14 protein-coding genes are annotated in these 16,359 nt (G+C 51.2%); 10 read left to right on the top strand and 4 right to left on the bottom strand.

Features of this window, described 5'->3' with window-relative positions; all coding sequences use genetic code 11:
• Both B5D58_RS01530 and ppc read right to left on the bottom strand, forming a co-directional pair.
• On the bottom strand, positions 1 to 1,986 hold the full coding sequence (locus tag B5D58_RS01530) for a GumC family protein (protein WP_011111214.1): 1,986 nt from the start codon (positions 1,984 to 1,986) through the stop codon (positions 1 to 3).
• Positions 1,987 to 2,239: 253 nt separating this feature from the next.
• The gene (gene ppc / locus B5D58_RS01525) at positions 2,240 to 5,041 is read right to left on the bottom strand and encodes a phosphoenolpyruvate carboxylase (protein WP_011111215.1); all 2,802 of its coding nucleotides are present in this window, start codon (positions 5,039 to 5,041) and stop codon (positions 2,240 to 2,242) included.
• Positions 5,042 to 5,164: 123 nt separating this feature from the next.
• On the opposite strand from ppc, the gene hemC reads away from it, so the two are divergent.
• The 4 genes from hemC to B5D58_RS01505 are packed head-to-tail and all read left to right on the top strand — an operon-like array spanning position 5,165 to position 9,124.
• A complete protein-coding gene (gene hemC / locus B5D58_RS01520) occupies positions 5,165 to 6,091 on the top strand; it encodes a hydroxymethylbilane synthase (RefSeq protein ID WP_011111216.1) in 927 nt (308 codons plus the stop codon).
• A gap of 3 nt (positions 6,092 to 6,094) precedes the next feature.
• A complete protein-coding gene (locus tag B5D58_RS01515) occupies positions 6,095 to 6,901 on the top strand; it encodes a uroporphyrinogen-III synthase (RefSeq protein ID WP_234988948.1) in 807 nt (268 codons plus the stop codon).
• A 23-nt stretch (positions 6,902 to 6,924) separates the two neighbouring features.
• Complete coding sequence (locus tag B5D58_RS01510; RefSeq protein ID WP_011111218.1) at positions 6,925 to 7,932, top strand: uroporphyrinogen-III C-methyltransferase; 1,008 nt, start codon at positions 6,925 to 6,927, stop codon at positions 7,930 to 7,932.
• Positions 7,933 to 7,954: 22 nt separating this feature from the next.
• Positions 7,955 to 9,124 carry a heme biosynthesis protein HemY gene (locus tag B5D58_RS01505; RefSeq protein ID WP_011111219.1) on the top strand — a complete coding sequence of 390 codons (1,170 nt, stop codon included), beginning with the start codon at positions 7,955 to 7,957 and terminating at the stop codon, positions 9,122 to 9,124.
• A gap of 4 nt (positions 9,125 to 9,128) precedes the next feature.
• Here the strand turns inward: B5D58_RS01505 and B5D58_RS01500 are convergent, their stop codons facing one another.
• Entirely contained in the window at positions 9,129 to 10,175 is a 1,047-nt protein-coding gene (locus B5D58_RS01500; RefSeq protein ID WP_011111220.1) for a CDP-6-deoxy-delta-3,4-glucoseen reductase, read from the bottom strand.
• 29 nt (positions 10,176 to 10,204) lie between these two features.
• Here B5D58_RS01500 and B5D58_RS01495 point away from each other — a divergent pair, with 29 nt between their 5' ends.
• The 6 genes from B5D58_RS01495 (at position 10,205) to B5D58_RS01470 (ending at position 14,952) form a co-directional block, all read left to right on the top strand.
• A complete protein-coding gene (locus B5D58_RS01495) occupies positions 10,205 to 11,116 on the top strand; it encodes an SDR family oxidoreductase (RefSeq protein WP_011111221.1) in 912 nt (303 codons plus the stop codon).
• 53 nt (positions 11,117 to 11,169) lie between these two features.
• The gene (locus tag B5D58_RS01490; RefSeq protein WP_011111222.1) at positions 11,170 to 12,390 is read left to right on the top strand and encodes a type II secretion system F family protein; all 1,221 of its coding nucleotides are present in this window, start codon (positions 11,170 to 11,172) and stop codon (positions 12,388 to 12,390) included.
• Positions 12,391 to 12,437: 47 nt separating this feature from the next.
• Entirely contained in the window at positions 12,438 to 13,298 is an 861-nt protein-coding gene (locus B5D58_RS01485) for a prepilin peptidase (protein WP_011111223.1), read from the top strand.
• Positions 13,299 to 13,300: 2 nt separating this feature from the next.
• On the top strand, positions 13,301 to 13,912 hold the full coding sequence (gene coaE, locus B5D58_RS01480; protein WP_011111224.1) for a dephospho-CoA kinase: 612 nt from the start codon (positions 13,301 to 13,303) through the stop codon (positions 13,910 to 13,912).
• 73 nt (positions 13,913 to 13,985) lie between these two features.
• On the top strand, positions 13,986 to 14,741 hold the full coding sequence (zapD, locus tag B5D58_RS01475) for a cell division protein ZapD (RefSeq protein ID WP_041357059.1): 756 nt from the start codon (positions 13,986 to 13,988) through the stop codon (positions 14,739 to 14,741).
• Between the two features lie 16 nt (positions 14,742 to 14,757).
• Complete coding sequence (locus tag B5D58_RS01470) at positions 14,758 to 14,952, top strand: DNA gyrase inhibitor YacG (protein WP_074671117.1); 195 nt, start codon at positions 14,758 to 14,760, stop codon at positions 14,950 to 14,952.
• 114 nt (positions 14,953 to 15,066) lie between these two features.
• Here the strand turns inward: B5D58_RS01470 and lplT are convergent, their stop codons facing one another.
• Positions 15,067 to 16,332, bottom strand: a complete 1,266-nt coding sequence (lplT, locus tag B5D58_RS01465) for a lysophospholipid transporter LplT (protein ID WP_041356478.1) — start codon at positions 16,330 to 16,332, stop codon at positions 15,067 to 15,069.
• Positions 16,333 to 16,359 lie beyond the last annotated feature (27 nt).

The following is a 16,359-nucleotide window of genomic DNA, read 5'->3' as shown; positions in this document are numbered from 1 at the left end:
TCACACATCCTGTTTGTAATCGATCGGGTAGAACAGATTGACTGATTCGACCGGGTATCTGGTACCTGCAGGAGCATAAGTGCCGTAACCGGACAGTTCTGTCGGTGAGATATAACCCGTGACCGATTCGAGATCACCGAGGCGAATGCCTTGCCTTACCAGATAGAGAATATAAGTCTGGCGCAATATTTCAGCCGAAATCTGGTTATCTGCTGACAGATCGGCATCGATCTGCAGGCAGATCAGTAAGGCTTCCAGCTCTTCCTGATTCAAACGATTCCCGGCAGGATCCGTCAGACAGTGGCCGTATTTACCGTAGAGCGCGGCCAGGACAGGATGTAGAGGAATCGTTCTGGCCGGCACGCTTCTGACCGTGAGTGAATTGTGTTCAAGATCGATGTCATCCTGCTGCAAATGGGTGATTTCATCCGGCGTCAAACCACTCAGCAGCAAGAGCAGCAGCTGTTTTTCCCGGATGTTCGCTGTCTGAAACAGGGTGGCGATCTGCTGTGGCGTGAGCCCGTTCATACTGGTATGTTCGAGTGCCTGAGCAGGTTGCCGAGGCAGATTGACTGATGTCGACGGCAGGACATCGAAGGCACTGTGGGGCAAATTATCCTGATTGTGAAGATGGATACCGGATAGATGGATTGCCAGTTTTTCCTGCTCCTTGTGCATCAGGAATTCAAGGATCCAGATCGCAGTCAGGCCCAGCAACAAAGACGCCAGTGTCGCGATCATGGCGTTCCACAGGTAATCCGGTCCGATCGGGTGATGGGGCAGGAAAGCACGTTCAATGACATCGACGTAGGGGTATTTTCCGGTATGTTGCGCCTCGATCTGAGCCAGTCTTGCCTGAGTATCGCGGTAGAGCTGCTCCAGTTCTTCCAGATCGGATTTCAATGCATCATGTTCGGTGAAGCGGGCTGTGAATTCAGCCGCTTTTTTTCTGTGCTGGTCGAGTTGTTCCTGGATTGAACGGGTAGCCTGCCGGGCAGCAGCATATTCCTGCTCGGCATCACTGACGACTACGGTCTGACCTTTCCGACGGATGTGCTGAATTTCATCTTCGAGTGCTCGCAGTTTGTCCGGAATCACTTTGAGATCAGGGGATAAAGCCATGTATTCACGGGTGTATTGCCGATCCAGTTCTTCCAGTTGTTCTCGTAACTCCTGTGCACGTCTCTCGAGCGCACTCAGTGTGCGTGTATCTTCATTGGGTACGACGATCTGTCCCCTTTCGATCGATTTCCTGATGGTGTCGAGACGTGCTTTGGCCTTGACTTCTTCTTCGCTGGCTTTATTCAGCGAATCAGTCAGTCCTTTGAGACGTGCCAGTGCTTCATTGTCCTGCCGTTCGGTCGAGACGATTTCGTTATGCTGTCGGAATTGCTCGAGCTCGAGCCTTTTTTGTTGAATCTTTTCGGTCAGCGCAACCAGTTCCTCCTGCATCATTTCTACCGTCGAGCCTTTGGATCGGGCAATTTCTGCTGATCGTGCATCCAGATAGACGTCGATCCAGGTATTGATGAGGCGTGGCAGTAACCCGGGTTCATTCCCTTCAGCCACCATTTCGACCAGATTGGTGTCGTCTACCGGCCGGACATCCAGCATGTCGCGAATGGCAGCGTGTGTCAGATTGATTCCCGCTTCAGCATCGTCGCCTTTCCGCAGACGATCTGCCGTTTCGGTCAGCAGTTCCGAACCGAGGAGAACCTGTTTCTGAATGGCAACATGCTGGATGTCGGCTTCCCTGCTTGCCTGATCGATGGCTGTTTTGGCAACGGTCAGCAGGGTGGCATAGCTCTGATAAGTTGCCGGTTGTAAAAAAACGAAACCGAGCGAAAGTAACAGGCAGGATAAAAAAACAGAGGTGAAAATGACCAGTCGGGTTGGTTTGAGTCGGGTGAGGTGATCGAGAAGAGAGCGGGTCATTTTTTCTTCGACGGGTGTGGTGTTTTCCAATCGAGGACTCTCTTGTTTCATTATTCCTCCCGGTAGTGACGACAGTCAGGTTCAGGAAAAAACCGGTTGAAGGAGTAACGCTTCAATTCATGGCTTCCGGTCTGTTTCCTGGTTCGATTAAATACGACGCCAGCATGAATGCAAGCCAGGCAATTCACAGTTTAATTAATGCCGGTAACCGGCCAGTAATCCTATACTTAAATATTATCCGCTGTTATCGTGAGTTGCAGTTATTTTAACCACAGAAATTCAGGCAGGTGGTTTCCGGGAAATATTAACCGCTGTTCCTGAGCCCGGTAGCGACTCCATTGATAGTCAGATGAATTGCACGACGAACGGTATCGTCATCATCTCCCGAGCGATAGCGGCGGAGCAGTTCTATTTGCAAGTGGTTCAGCGGGTCGATATAGGGTGTCCGGATACGGATGCTGCGCGCCAGAGTCGGGTTATCCTGCAGAAGTTCAGAATAGCCGGTAATGGCAAACAGCCATTTCATACAAAGCTCCCATTCAGTGCGGATGCTGGTGAAAACGCTTTGTCGTAATTCGGGATCAGTTACCAGTTCGGCGTAGCGCGAGGCGATACCCAGATCGCTCTTTGACAGCACCATGTCCATGTTGGACAGCAGGGTTTGCAAAAAAGGCCAGGTGCGATACATCTCCTGCAGTTGTTTCAATGCTTCCTGCTCATTCCCGGCTTGCTGCACGAAATTTTCCACGGCTGTACCAAACCCGTACCAGCCAGGAATCATCGTGCGATTCAGGCTCCAGCTGAATACCCACGGAATCGCCCGCAGATCTTCGATTTTGTCAGAAGGTTTGCGCGAAGTCGGCCGACTGCCGATATGCAGACCGGCAATTTCACGGATCGGGGTGGATTCCAGGAAAAACTGCTTGAATCCCGGTGTTTTATAGACCAGATCGCGATAGGCAGCACACGCACTGGAAGACAGTTCTTCCATGATCTGGTGATAATGGGGTGCGTGATAATGGACGGCATCACGATCCAGTAGTGTGGATTCGATGGTGGCGGCAACCAGGGTTTCGAGATTACGCCGTCCGATTTCAGGGTCTGTATATTTACTGGCGATGACTTCACCCTGCTCGGTCAGCCGGATCTGGCCACTGACACTGCCTGGTGGCTGAGCCAGTATTCCCTGATAGCTGGGACCACCGCCACGTCCTACCGTACCGCCGCGGCCGTGGAACAGACGCAGCCTTACTCCGTGGCGATCGAATACCCGAGTCAGCTCGATTTCGGCTTTATAGATTTCCCAGTTTGAAGTAACGAATCCACCGTCTTTGTTGCTGTCAGAATAACCCAGCATGACTTCTTGCAGATTGTCTCGTGAAAGCAGTAACTTGCGGTAATCCGGAAGAGAAAACAATTCATCCATGACGCTGGCGCAGCCGCGCAGATCATCGATCGTTTCGAATAGCGGGATGATGTTTACGGTCGAGCGCGGGTCATCACCAAATTGCAATAATCCGGCTTCTTTCAGCAGCAATGCCACTTCCAGGATATGTACAACGCCGGTTGCCATCGAGATGATGTAGTTGGGCAGTGCGGCGTGGCCGAAACGGCGCTGGATTTCAGCAGCCATTTTCAGGATGCGTAATTCGCCCTGGGTAACGTCGGAGAAATCTGAAAAAGAGGTGACCAGTGAACGTGGATGCCTGAGTTCGGCCAGCAGCCATTCAACACGTTCAGAGCGAGACATCTCGAGGTAATTCCGGTCGTCCCGGGTGTTTTTCTCATACAGTTCAGAGATGACCTGTTCATGAATCTTGCTGTGCTGGCGCATATCCAGCGGTGCCAGGTGGAAACCGAATACATCTGCCGCCCGTCGCAGATCACGTAAAGCCCCCTGGGCCAGTCTGTCTGACCGGTGTTGTCTCAATGAACGGATGACGATATCGAGATCATGTACGAATTCGGCACTGTCGGCGTAAGGTTCGGCATTGTTTTCCTGGCAACATCCACGAATGGACGATCCCAGATGTCTGCTGGTTGCGATCAGACGGGCATGGATGCCGAGAAATACACGCCGGTAGGGCTCATCGATCCTGCTGGCCGGCAGGCCGGGTGCGGTGGAAGCCAGTCCTTCCAGATCACTGCTGACCTTGATCAGACGCTCGGACAGACTCATGGTCTGGCCGATTCTTTCCACTTCGCTGATGTAGAAATCAAGTATCAGTGCCGAGTGCCGCTCAGCGGCATGCAGCATGATCTGGTGGGTAACGAAAGGGTTGCCGTCCCGGTCTCCACCTATCCAGCTGCCGATCCGTAGAAATGAGGCAATGCGCGGCGCTGCCTTGTCCATGTGGCGTTCCAGGATATCCTCGAGCTTGGCGTAGATATAGGGAATTTGCCGGAGAAAAGTGTAGTGGTAATAGATCAGGCCATTCTCAATTTCATCCTGTACCGTCAGCCTGACGGAACGTAGCACCCGGGTCTGCCATAGTGTCTGGATGGCGGAACGCAGATCTTCCTCGTTGTGGCGCATTTCATTGGGTGTGAGCTGGGTACGATCCCGTTCTTTGAGCAGGCGCTGAATCTTCAGCTGATAATCCAGGATGCTGCGTCGCTGCACTTCAGTCGGATGAGCTGTCAGTACAGGGGAGATCAATGCGCTGGCAAAAAAATTCTGCAGTTGCTCGGCATCGATGCCTTTTTTCACTACGCGTTGCAGAGCCAGCGTGACACTGCCATCCTGGGGAGGGGAGCCTGCACGCAAATGGGCACGACGACGGCGGTTGTGGTGCAAATCTTCAGCGATATTTGACAGCAGTGAGAAATAACTAAATGCTCGTACGACAGCGATGGTTTCCTTGTGGCTGAGATGGTTGAGGATGGTATCGAGCTCGTGTTCGGCCGCTTCATCCTGATCTCGCCGGAAGCGTACGGATGTCTGGCGAATGGTTTCGACTAGGTTGAACATCGTTTCACCTTCCAGCTCTCGTATGGTGTCCCCCAGCATACGTCCCAGCAAACGAATATCTTCCCGCAACGGATAATCTTTTTCGTTGGGCGTGTTTTTCTCGGGAATAATGTTTGCTCGGGTATTCAGACTCATTATTGCATGTCTCCTGTAATCATGGATTTGGGGGCCGGGATGAAGGCGCAGTCATCCGTCATCATCCGTACCGGGGGCGGCCATGCTAGAATGGCTGCATTGCCGCAAATTCGGATTTCTGCTATGTCCAGTCCTAAAAAAATTGTTATTGCATCACGCGAGAGCCAGCTCGCTTTGTGGCAGGCGAATTTCATCCGGGGCCGTCTGCTCGAATTATACCCGCAAACTGATATCACCATACTTGGCATGACGACCAAAGGAGATCAGATTCTGGATGTTTCCCTGTCGAAAATTGGTGGCAAGGGACTTTTTATCAAGGAGCTCGAGCTGGCGCTGGAAGATGGTCGTGCGGATATCGCCGTGCATTCCATGAAAGATGTGCCGATGATTGTTCCATCCGGATTCACACTGGCAGCTATTACGGAACGGGAAGATCCGCGTGATGCGTTTGTTTCAAATGATTTTTCCAGCTTGGAAGAATTGCCTGCCGGAAGTGTGGTGGGTACCTCCAGCCTGCGACGTGAATCCCAGTTGCGTGCACGTTTTCCTCATCTGCAGGTGCGGCCGTTGCGTGGCAATGTCCAGACGCGGCTGAGAAAACTGGATGAGGGAGAATACAGTGCGATCATTCTGGCTGCAGCCGGATTGAAGCGTCTGGAACTGGGGTATCGCATCAGTATGCTGCTGCCACCCGAACTGAGCCTTCCTGCGGTTGGACAGGGTGCGCTGGGTATCGAATGCCGTGACAATGATCCTGATATGGTGGAGTGGATGAAGCCATTGCACCACGCTGCAACAGCTTGCTGTGTGGAGGCGGAACGTGCCATGAGCCGTATGCTGGGGGGCAGCTGTCAAGTGCCTCTGGGTGGCTTTGCCGAGATTTTCGAAGATGTATTGACCCTGCGCGGTTTTGTGGCGACTCCTGACGGATCGAGAATGATTGCGGATAAATTATGCGGTAAACCGGAATCGGGTGAGCAGGTGGGTCAGCAACTGGCACAAAACCTGAAAGCTCATGGTGCGGAGGAAATTCTTGCTGCACTGGCGTGAAAAGTGACTGGGACCGGGGTTGAAACCGGGGTGGATTTGTCCTCCAATCGGCTGGCCGGTAAAAGTATCCTGATTACACGTCCTCTGCATCAGGCAGGTGGTTTGGCGACATGGGTCAGAGAACTGGGCGGAGAGCCCTGGTTGTTTCCCGTGCTGGAAATTTCCGACAGTGAAAACAAGCAGCCCTTGCTTGATCTGATTGCAAGACTCGATGAGTTTGATTTAGCCGTATTCGTCAGTCCGAATGCCGTGGAGAAAGTCATCCCACTGGTTCAGGTCAGCCACAGCTGGCCTCGGCATGTACTGGTAGCAACTGTGGGTAAAGGGAGTGCCAGGGTACTTGAACGCTACGGCATCACCAATGTGATTGTTCCTGAAGAGGGTTCTGACAGCGAGGCATTGCTGCGCATGCCTCAGTTTCAGGTCATGCAGGGCAGGCACGTAGTGATTTTTCGCGGCAATGACGGACGGAGATTGCTGGGAGATACATTGCGTGAGCGCGGAGCCAGTGTTGAATACATTGAATGCTACCGTCGTCACAAACCGGAAGCTGATCCGCTGCCGTTGCTGAAACATTGGCGTGATGACGGGATTCAGGCAGTGATCATAAGCAGTAGTGAAGGTCTGGATAATTTATTTGACATGATCGGTGAAACCGGCCAACAATTGCTCAAAGCCACGCCGGTGTTCACTGCACATGAGCGGATAGAGCGCAAAGCCCGGGAGCTGGGTATCAGAAAAATATATCGCACTCTTCTCGGAGATGAAGGAACAGTACAAGGCTTGCTGGAGTATTTCGAAAAAATGTAGTTTCGCTAAGAATATTCGATCATATGAATAAGCACACGCAGACCTCGACTTCCGGATCAGCCCGTCGCCTGGCTCTTTTCATACTGATCATCCTGCTGCTTGCCGTGGCTGTCATGCTGTGGAACTGGGCAGGCAAGCAGGGATACATCGCTGCAATGGAGTACTCCCTGACGAAATATCTGGCAGATGCAGATGTTTTCAGCAATCGTTCCCGCAAGATGCTTGACGAGCTTGAAGCGAAGAAAGCAGAAGTGGAACAGCAGTTAAATCTTCTTGAAGAAAATTTGCAGGCTGATCCTGCATCCTCCCCGGCAGTTGTTGAACTGCCTGCTGACGAAGGTAATGGTACCCGGTCCGATGCCTGGATTCTGGGTACGGTTGAACGCCTTGTCGTCTCGACTGATCGTCAATTACGATTGACAGGTGATGTGCGTTCCGCACTTGTTTCGTTGAAACACGCGTACGAATTACTGCAATCGAGTGATGTCCTCGGCGCTTCAAAACTGGCTGTAATACTGGCTGGAGAAATTGAACGACTGGAAACACAACCCGTTGTGGATGTCTCTGAAATTTCCCGGAATATTGACAAACTTGCAGCACAGATCGAAACGCTTCCGCTGGCAATGGAAGCCCATCTGATCAACGTCGATTTATCTGAAAAATACGATGATATGCCTGAACCAGAATGGTGGCAGCGTTATCTGCGTGAAATCGGTGAGGATCTCAGTCGACTGGTCAAAATTGAAAAGACAGATCAGGGAATACCCCTGTTGTCACCTTCTCAAGCTCACCTTCTGAAAGAAAACATCGAGTTGCAATTGATACTGGCTCGTCTCGCCTTGCTGACCCGGGACGAGGAGAGTTTTGGTTCCGCTGTCAAATCGGCATCAGACTGGATACAGCGGTATTTTGATATCGAGGCTCAGTCAGTCAGAGATGTACTGAAAGAGTTGGAGAGGCTGGCTGGCATCGATATCGGATCACGGTTGCCGGATACCGGAAAACTTCTGCAAGCCGTGCGTTACAACTAACTTACCATGAAAGGGGAGAAGGATGAAGCTGGTATTGTGGGTGTTGGCGCTGCTCGCGGCAGCGGCCGTCATTGTATTGACTGCATATTACAATACGGGTTCGGTACTGTTTACGGTGCCGCCTTATAAAGTTGAGCTTGCGTTCAATACATTCGTTCTGATCTTGCTGTTTGCTTTTATCCTGTTTTATGCATTGCTGAGGGCGCTGTCCGGTTTGTCCGGTCTGCGCAGCAGGAAAGTCGAACAGCTGACACGGTCCGGACTGAAGGCATTCTTTGAAACCCGCTATGACAGAGCTGTAGCGCTTGCAGAAAAAGCTGCCAGACTGGCTGACAGACAAACGATCAAGGTTTTGAACGCCGTTGTGGCAGCCCGGTCAGCCCATCAGCAGAGAAACTATGCGCTGCGTGACCGTTTGCTGGCTGTTGCCAGAGAGCAGGCGCCAGCGGGGCGGGCACTTGCATTGATCGCCGAAGCAGAGTTGCTGCTGGATGAGGGGCGCCATGGCGATGCGCTGGCCGCGTTGCAATCGCTTTACTCGACCGGTGGCTTGCAAAGTACAGCAGTGCTGTTACTGGAGTTGAAAGCGCGTCAGATGGCTGGAAACTGGGATGCTGTACTGGAATTGACGAAGGTGCTGGTGAATCGACCTGCTGTTGATAGAACTCTCATAGATGAGCTGCGATTCCGCGCTCATCTGGAAAATATCAGAAAGAATGCGAAAGATATTGCCTCGTTGAGAAAGTATTGGGGGAGTTTGTCGTATCGGGAAAAGCTCGATGGCAGACTTGCGGTAGCCGCTGCCCGTGCCCTGATTTTCCTGGGGGATAATGCCACAGCCCAGAAAATTATCGAGAACGGCCTGGATGCTCAGCCATATCCGGAACTCGTGACGTTATATGCCGACTGTAAGAGTGGGGTGGTCAGCTGGCAGATACAGCGTGCCGAAAGCTGGCTTGCAAAATATCCGAACAATGCCGGTTTGCTGCTGACACTGGGAAGACTTTGCACTTACGGAGAGTTGTGGGGTAAGGCACAGAGTTACCTTGAAGCCAGTTTGTCAATCGAGCCGGGATACCCGGTGCACCTTGCGCTGGCGCAGTTATTCGAGAAACTGGGCAAGCAGGAGGCAGCGAGTGAACACTATCGCAAAGGGCTTGATTTTGCACTGAAACGGATCGGTACAGCCTGATTTCTCAGGCTGTTGCCGGTTTGGAAGGAACGAATGCGTCGGAGAAGAAATTTTCGCTCTGCAAATTGCGCTGATGAGTGAAATCATCAAAAGCAGCTTTTACCATGGCGGGCGCGCCACAGGCGTAAACCTGACAATCAGACAACGTGTTCATATCATTTATGACAGCTTGATGTACCAGGCCGGTTCTTCCCTGCCAGTCATCAGTTATGAGTGGCTCGGATAGCACCGGGATATAACTGAAGTTTTCATTCTCAGCTGCCCATTTTTCTGCCAGATTACTCAAGTAGAGACCATCTCTGGTTCGTGCACCCCAGTACAACCTGATTGTGTTGTGAGTGAAACGGGTATTTTCTGTTTGAAAAATATGTTCCAGCATGCTTTTTACCGGTGCGAAGCCGGTGCCGCCAGCAAGAAGGATAATGGGAGTGTCTTTCTTGGGCGCATCGTGCAGAAAGAACGATCCCAAAGGGCCTTCAAACCGGAGAATATCTTTTTCCTTCATGTGAGAAAAAACGTATTCTGAAAATACCCCACCTGCATAATTGCGGGTATGTAACTGCAGAAATTCATCATTAGCGGGGGCATTGGCCAGAGAGAAGCTGCGGCGCTGACCATCTTTCATCAGGATGTCGATATACTGGCCTGGCAGAAACTGCAACCGTTCATTTGCGGGCAGTTTCAGGTAAATAATCATGACATCGGATGCAACATGCTCCAGTTTGTGTACCCGACAGGGCATGGTGCGAATCTTGATGTCTTTGATTGCTTCGATTTCCTGGCATTCTATTTCCAGATCAGAGAGAGGCCGGGCGCAGCAGAAGAGTGCCAGTTGCTGGTTCTTTTCCTGTTCCGTCAGCGCTTCTTCGCTATGAACGCCGTAATCGACGATCCCTTGTATAATTTTTCCCTTGCATGTGCCGCAAGAACCATTACGGCAGCCATAGGGTAAGGATAATCCATGGTGCAGTGCTGCTTCAAGAATGGTCTCGGTCGATTCAGTGGTGATGATACGACCGCTTGGCCTGAAGGTAATACGGTAAGACGCCATCGGGGAGATATGATTTATAAATATGAGTTATGAAAAATAAGCTGTTGATCGTAGGATGTGGTGATATTGCTTCAAGAGCGGCTGGTCTGCTCGAAAAACACTACCAGCTGTTTGGTTTATGTCGCAGAGCCGAAAATTCCGGCCACCTGCGTGCACTGGGTATCAGGCCGATAACGGGCGATCTTGATCAACCGGCAAGCCTCAACAAAATAGCCGGACTTGCTGCGCACACGATATTGCATCTTGCTCCGCCCCCGGGTCACGGCGAACGTGATATGCGCACCTTACACCTGCTGTCGGCGCTTTCCAGACATTCATCAAAAACACAGACGGGAATACTACCACAACGGTTGATCTATATCAGTACCAGCGGGGTGTACGGGGATTGCAGCGGTAGCCGGGTCAGTGAAAGTCACCCAACCAACCCGAAAAATGCACGTGCATTCAGGCGGCTGGATGCGGAACGTCAGGTCAGAAGCTGGGGGATCCGTAATCGGATACAGGTATCCATTCTGCGTGTGCCGGGAATCTATGCGCACAACCGACTTCCGATCGAGCGTTTGCAGCAGAGGACACCTGTACTGTTGTCGACCGAGGACAGTTATACCAACCATATCCATGCTGACGATCTGGCTCGCATTATCGTGGCAGTGCTGCGTTCTGGCAGGCCGGGCAGAATTTATCATGCAAGCGATGATTCCTGTTTGAAAATGGGAGAATATTTCGATCTGGTGGCAGATCATTTTGCTTTGTCCCGCCCGGAAAGAATTACCCGTCAGGAAGCGCGGAAAGTGATTTCCCCGGGCCTCCTGTCCTTTATGCTCGAATCAAGACGTTTGACCAATGACCGTATCAAACGGGAATTACGGGTTCGGTTACGTTATCCGACCGTTTCTGACTGTCTGGCAGAAATGAGAAAAATACCGGTTAAATCATCCTGAAATTTTTGCCGTAATAACCATGATCCGAGTCAGAAAACCAAAAGGGAACGGGTATGGCGACAGTTGCTGCATCAGAAAAGAAAATCAAGGAGTTCAATTTTCTGTGGGAAGGAAAGGATAAGGCTGGCAAGGCAGTCAAAGGTGAGATGCGTGCTGCCGGTACTGTTGTGGTGACTTCCACACTGCGCCGCCAGGGTATCAGGGTGACGAAAATCACCAAAGCCAGAGCTGGTGGAAAAATAACGGATAAGGACATAACGCTGTTTACACGCCAGCTTGCGACGATGATGAAATCAGGGGTGCCTTTGCTGCAAGCATTTGATATCGTGGGTAAGGGACACAGCAACCGTGCCGTGGGAAAACTGCTGATGGACATCAAGTCCGATGTGGAAACAGGTAACAGTCTGGCCAATGCCTTCAGAAAACATCCGCTTTATTTCGATTCCCTGTTCTGTAATCTGGTGGCCGCCGGAGAGGCCGCCGGTATTCTGGACAGCTTGCTGGACAGGCTGGCTACCTATAAGGAAAAGATTCAGGCCATCAAGGGAAAAATCAAATCGGCTCTGTTTTACCCCATTTCGATAATCGTGGTTGCATTCGTCATTACCGCAGTGATCATGATATTCGTGATTCCAGCCTTCAAAGAGCTTTTCCAGGGATTTGGTGCCGATCTGCCTGCCCCCACTCTGATGGTGATGGCGATTTCTGATTTCTTCGTGGATTACTGGTGGGCAATTTTTGGGTGCGTCGGTGGCGGGCTGTACGCATTCTTCTATACATGGAAGCGCTCTACAGTGATGCAGCATGTGATGGATCGACTGGCGCTGAGGTTGCCGATATTTGGAGAAGTAATTCGTAAAGCCACTATCGCTCGCTGGTCTCGCACGCTTTCAACTATGTTTGCTGCGGGTGTCCCTCTGGTCGAAGCGCTCAATTCCGTGGCCGGTGCGGCCGGAAATCAGGTGTATTTCGAAGCCACCAGGAATATACAGAATGAAGTCAGCACGGGCAGCAGTCTGGTAGATGCCATGACAGCCACCAATGTGTTTCCTTCCATGGTGTTGCAGATGGTTTCCATCGGTGAGGAATCAGGCTCGCTCGATGCCATGCTCAGCAAAATTGCAGATTTTTTCGAGGCAGAAGTGGATGATGCGGTGGAAGCACTCTCCAGTCTGATGGAGCCGATCATCATGGTTGTGCTGGGGACGCTCATTGGTGGAATGGTCGTTGCCATGTACCTGCCCATCTTTAAAATGGGTCAGGTCGTTGGCTGATAAACCTTTCTCATTTCTGAAACTGGATTGGAACGGACAGGCAGCACATGAATTTTCTTGATACCCTGCAGGCTTCATCTCTTTTTTTCGTTTCGTTCATCTCGATAATCGGCCTGCTCCTGGGCAGTTTCCTGAATGTAGTGATTTATCGGCTGCCCGAGATGCTGAAACGTGAGTGGCAGCAACAGTGTGCAGAGCTGCGCGGGGAACAGATAAAAGCACTGCCGGTATATAACCTGGCTATACCGGGATCCGGTTGTCCGCAGTGTGGGCATAAAATTTCCATTCTTGAAAATATCCCGATCATCAGTTACCTTTTTTTGCGAGGACAGTGTTCCGGTTGCCATACGCGCATTCCGTTCAGCTATCCTCTGGTCGAAGCGCTGACGGCCATTCTGAGCGGTCTGGCCGCTTGGCATTTTGGTTTCGGTGGCCTTCTGTTTGCTGTCCTGGTTTTTGTGTGGGCGATGATCGTTCTGACCTTTATCGACCTGAATACTCAGCTTTTACCGGACAGTATCACCCAGCCGTTATTGTGGACAGGGTTGATCGTCAATCTGAACAACGGTTTTACCGATGTTCATTCGGCTGTGGTCGGTGCGGTTGCAGGTTATCTCACGCTCTGGAGTGTTTACTGGCTGTTCAGATTGCTGACCGGCAAGGAAGGCATGGGATACGGCGATTTCAAGCTGCTGGCTGCAATCGGTGCCTGGCTGGGCTGGCAATTGCTGCCACTGGTCATTCTGTTTTCTTCTGTGGTGGGTGCCGTCGTTGGTACTGTTCTGATTCTATCTGCCGGCCATTCGAAAAACATGACACTTCCCTTTGGCCCTTATCTGGCTGGCGGCGGGCTGATCGCCCTGTTCTGGGGTAAGCAGATCAATCAGGCTTACCTTGCCATGTTCTGATAATGGCACTGATTATCGGATTGACTGGCGGAATCGGCAGTGGCAAGACCAGAGCAGCCGATTCGTTCAGGGAACTGGGCATTGAAATCATCGATACTGACCAGATTGCGCACGAGCTGACACGTTCTGCTGGCAAGGCGATCAGCCCGATCCGTATCGCATTTGGTGATTGCTTCATCTTGGACGATGGTTCACTGGATCGGTCAGCGATGCGCAGACTGGTATTTTCTGACGAAACTGCAAGGCACCGTCTCGAATCCATACTCCATCCGCTGATTTATCAGGAAACCTTGCAGCGCCTTCCACTTATCCAATCCGAATACGGTATCGTGGTCGTGCCCTTACTGCTGGAAATTGATGGTTACCTTAAATTGGTCGATCGCGTGCTGGTGATTGACTGCCCCGAACCTCTGCAGATCTCCCGTACCATGCTGCGCAGCAAATTGAGTGAACAGGAAGTGCGTGACGTGATGGCTGTGCAATGTTCACGAGATAAACGTCTTGCACAGGCGGATGATGTGATTGTGAATGATTCCGGCGAGCAGCATCTGCAACGGCAGGTAGAGGAACTGCATCGGAAATACCTGATGCTTGCCCGCAAACACGGCCTTTGAACGATTCTGGTAAGATGCGTGCATATTGCAGTTTTCTGCTATGCTTTACAGTTCCAACGCCATCTTACTTACCGTGATCTGTTACGAATTGCCCCTGAGTGAACGCATCCGCATGCTGTTGAGGCTGGAAGATCTGTTCGACAAGATTGATTTTTTTTCGGCTAGGGATACCTCTTTCGAGCATCATGCTGTTCTGGTTGCACTGTTTGAGATTCTTGATGTGACCAGTCGATCTGATCTCAAATCGGATCTGTTGCAGGAGCTGGACAAACAGCGGACCATGCTGGAAGGCTTGCGCAGCAACCCTGAAGTATCAGAAAAAGCACTCGACCATATATTACAGGATATTCGCGCTGCATTTCGTGGCTTACTGGATATCCCGGGTCGGATCGGTGGACATTTGCGCGACGATGAATGGCTGATGAGCGTCAAACAGCGTATGAGCATTCCCGGCGCTGCGTGTGAGTTCGATTTGCCGGCTTATCATTACTGGCTGAATCTGGCTCCGGAAATCCGCAGAGAAGATCTTAAAGACTGGATTACCCCCTTCACTCCGATCCGCAGTGGGATCAATATTGTGCTGAATATGCTGAGAAACAGCGGTAAGAATTGTTGTTATACCGCAGTTCAGGGATTGTTCCAGCAGGCCGGTTCGGAGCATCAGGCACATCTTCTGAGGTTGCATATCAGCAGTGAATTTCCCTGTGTTCCTGAAATCAGCGCCAACAAATATGCTCTCAATATCCGCTTTGTTCCCTGGCGGTCGGATCACAAAACAGAAGTTTATGAAGAGGATATTCCTTTTGAGCTGACTTTCTGCAGTTTATGAGAAGCAGTACGAATGAATGGAGGTGAAATTGGGTAAATCTCCAGTCGTAAATTGTCCCCAATGTGGCGAAATGGTTGTTTGGGAGCCATCCAGCAAATACCGTCCGTTCTGCTCCGAACGGTGCAAATTGCTTGATCTGGGGCAATGGGCCACTGACGGCTATCGAATACCGGAAGAAGAACGGCCCCGGGAAGACGACACAGAAGCCTGATTCAATCTTCGAACCTGCTGATCAAGTTGTGTCGGTTCCTGAATGTGCTGCAATAGCAGCACATTCCCGCAATATTTGTATTTAAAAACTGTTGGCCAGGGTCATGCAGCGCAATCAGAACTGTCGTTTCTGCATGCCGATCAGGTGCAGAGAATCCTGCTTACTCTGATTGTTCAGATGCCATTTGCGAACCACGATCATGGTAATGGACACGAACAATCCAAACAGGATGATGACGGTATAAATATGCACATCGAACCAGATCAGCAGCGCATACAGTGACAACATGGTGAGAATACCGAGGTTTTCATTGAAATTCTGAACAGCGATAGAGTGTCCGGCACCCATCAGGATGTGTCCGCGATGTTGCAGCAGGGCATTCATCGGTACCACGAAGAAGCCTGCCAATCCTCCGATGCTGATCAGCAGTACAACCGAAATCCAGAGATCTCGAGCCGTGATCATGAGAATCACCACGATTCCCATGATGATACCGAGCGGAATGACATCCAGCGACCGGCGGAGTGAAACCAGCTTGGCTGCCAGCACGGCGCCCAATGCAATGCCCACTGCAACGACCCCCTGCAGCAGTGCCGCCTGGTTTAACGCATAACCAAGAGCTGCTTCAGCCCATTTCAGTACGATGAATTGCAGCGTCGCGCCAGCACCCCAGAACAAGGTGGTAACAGCCAGTGAAATCTGGCCCAGTTTGTCGAACCACAGCAATTTTACGCAGTGAACGAAATCGTGAAACAGAAAAATCGGGTTCTTCTTGAGTATCCGATGATCGATTCCGGTATCGGGGATGAACAGATTAGTAACGGCGGCAATGCCATAGAACAGCATGATGATTATGATACTGGCGTCAACCGCTGTCTTGATCAGAGGGAGATCCAGAGAGAGCAGAACCGCAGCCACTGAAGGGGTGATGAGCAGGCCGCCGATGACTGTACCGAGAACGATCGATGCGACAGTCAACCCTTCCATCCAGCCGTTGGCGATTACCAGTTTCTCAGGAGGCAGCAATTCTGTAAGAATGCCGTACTTTGCCGGAGAATATGCAGCGGCCCCCAACCCGACGACCGCGTATGCACCTAGTGCAGAAAATTGATGTGCAGCAAAAAACAGTAATATGCAACCGACGATCTTGATCGAATTGCTGATGAACATGACCCGACCCTTGGCCATGGAATCGGCGAAGGCACCGACAAGAGGCGCCAGTAACACATAGAATAGTACGAATACAAATTTAAGCATGGGAGTAAGGTACGCTGGTGCATGCAGATCGATCAGCAGGGCAATGGCCACGACCAGTAGCGCGTTGTCTGCCAGCGATGAAAAGAATTGTGCCCCCATGATGGTATAAAACCCGCGTCCCAAATTTTTCTCCTGATCTGTTATCGATAT

It is taken from the genome of Nitrosomonas europaea (assembly GCF_900167395.1).
GTDB lineage: Bacteria > Pseudomonadota > Gammaproteobacteria > Burkholderiales > Nitrosomonadaceae > Nitrosomonas > Nitrosomonas europaea.
This window is presented reverse-complemented; position numbering and strand designations above follow the sequence as displayed.

Bases quoted from the DNA above. Each gene is read 5' to 3' on its own strand.
- B5D58_RS01485 (WP_011111223.1), top strand. From the start codon at position 12,438: ATGAATTTTCTTGATACCCTGCAGGCTTCATCTCTTTTTTTCGTTTCG.
- ppc (WP_011111215.1), bottom strand. From the start codon at position 5,041: ATGAGTCTGAATACCCGAGCAAACATTATTCCCGAGAAAAACACGCCC.
- B5D58_RS01505 (WP_011111219.1), top strand. From the start codon at position 7,955: ATGAAGCTGGTATTGTGGGTGTTGGCGCTGCTCGCGGCAGCGGCCGTC.
- B5D58_RS01510 (WP_011111218.1), top strand. From the start codon at position 6,925: ATGAATAAGCACACGCAGACCTCGACTTCCGGATCAGCCCGTCGCCTG.
- B5D58_RS01490 (WP_011111222.1), top strand. From the start codon at position 11,170: ATGGCGACAGTTGCTGCATCAGAAAAGAAAATCAAGGAGTTCAATTTT.
- B5D58_RS01495 (WP_011111221.1), top strand. From the start codon at position 10,205: ATGAAAAATAAGCTGTTGATCGTAGGATGTGGTGATATTGCTTCAAGA.
- coaE (WP_011111224.1), top strand. From the start codon at position 13,301: ATGGCACTGATTATCGGATTGACTGGCGGAATCGGCAGTGGCAAGACC.
- B5D58_RS01530 (WP_011111214.1), bottom strand. From the start codon at position 1,986: ATGAAACAAGAGAGTCCTCGATTGGAAAACACCACACCCGTCGAAGAA.
- B5D58_RS01500 (WP_011111220.1), bottom strand. From the start codon at position 10,175: ATGGCGTCTTACCGTATTACCTTCAGGCCAAGCGGTCGTATCATCACC.
- hemC (WP_011111216.1), top strand. From the start codon at position 5,165: ATGTCCAGTCCTAAAAAAATTGTTATTGCATCACGCGAGAGCCAGCTC.
- B5D58_RS01470 (WP_074671117.1), top strand. From the start codon at position 14,758: ATGGAGGTGAAATTGGGTAAATCTCCAGTCGTAAATTGTCCCCAATGT.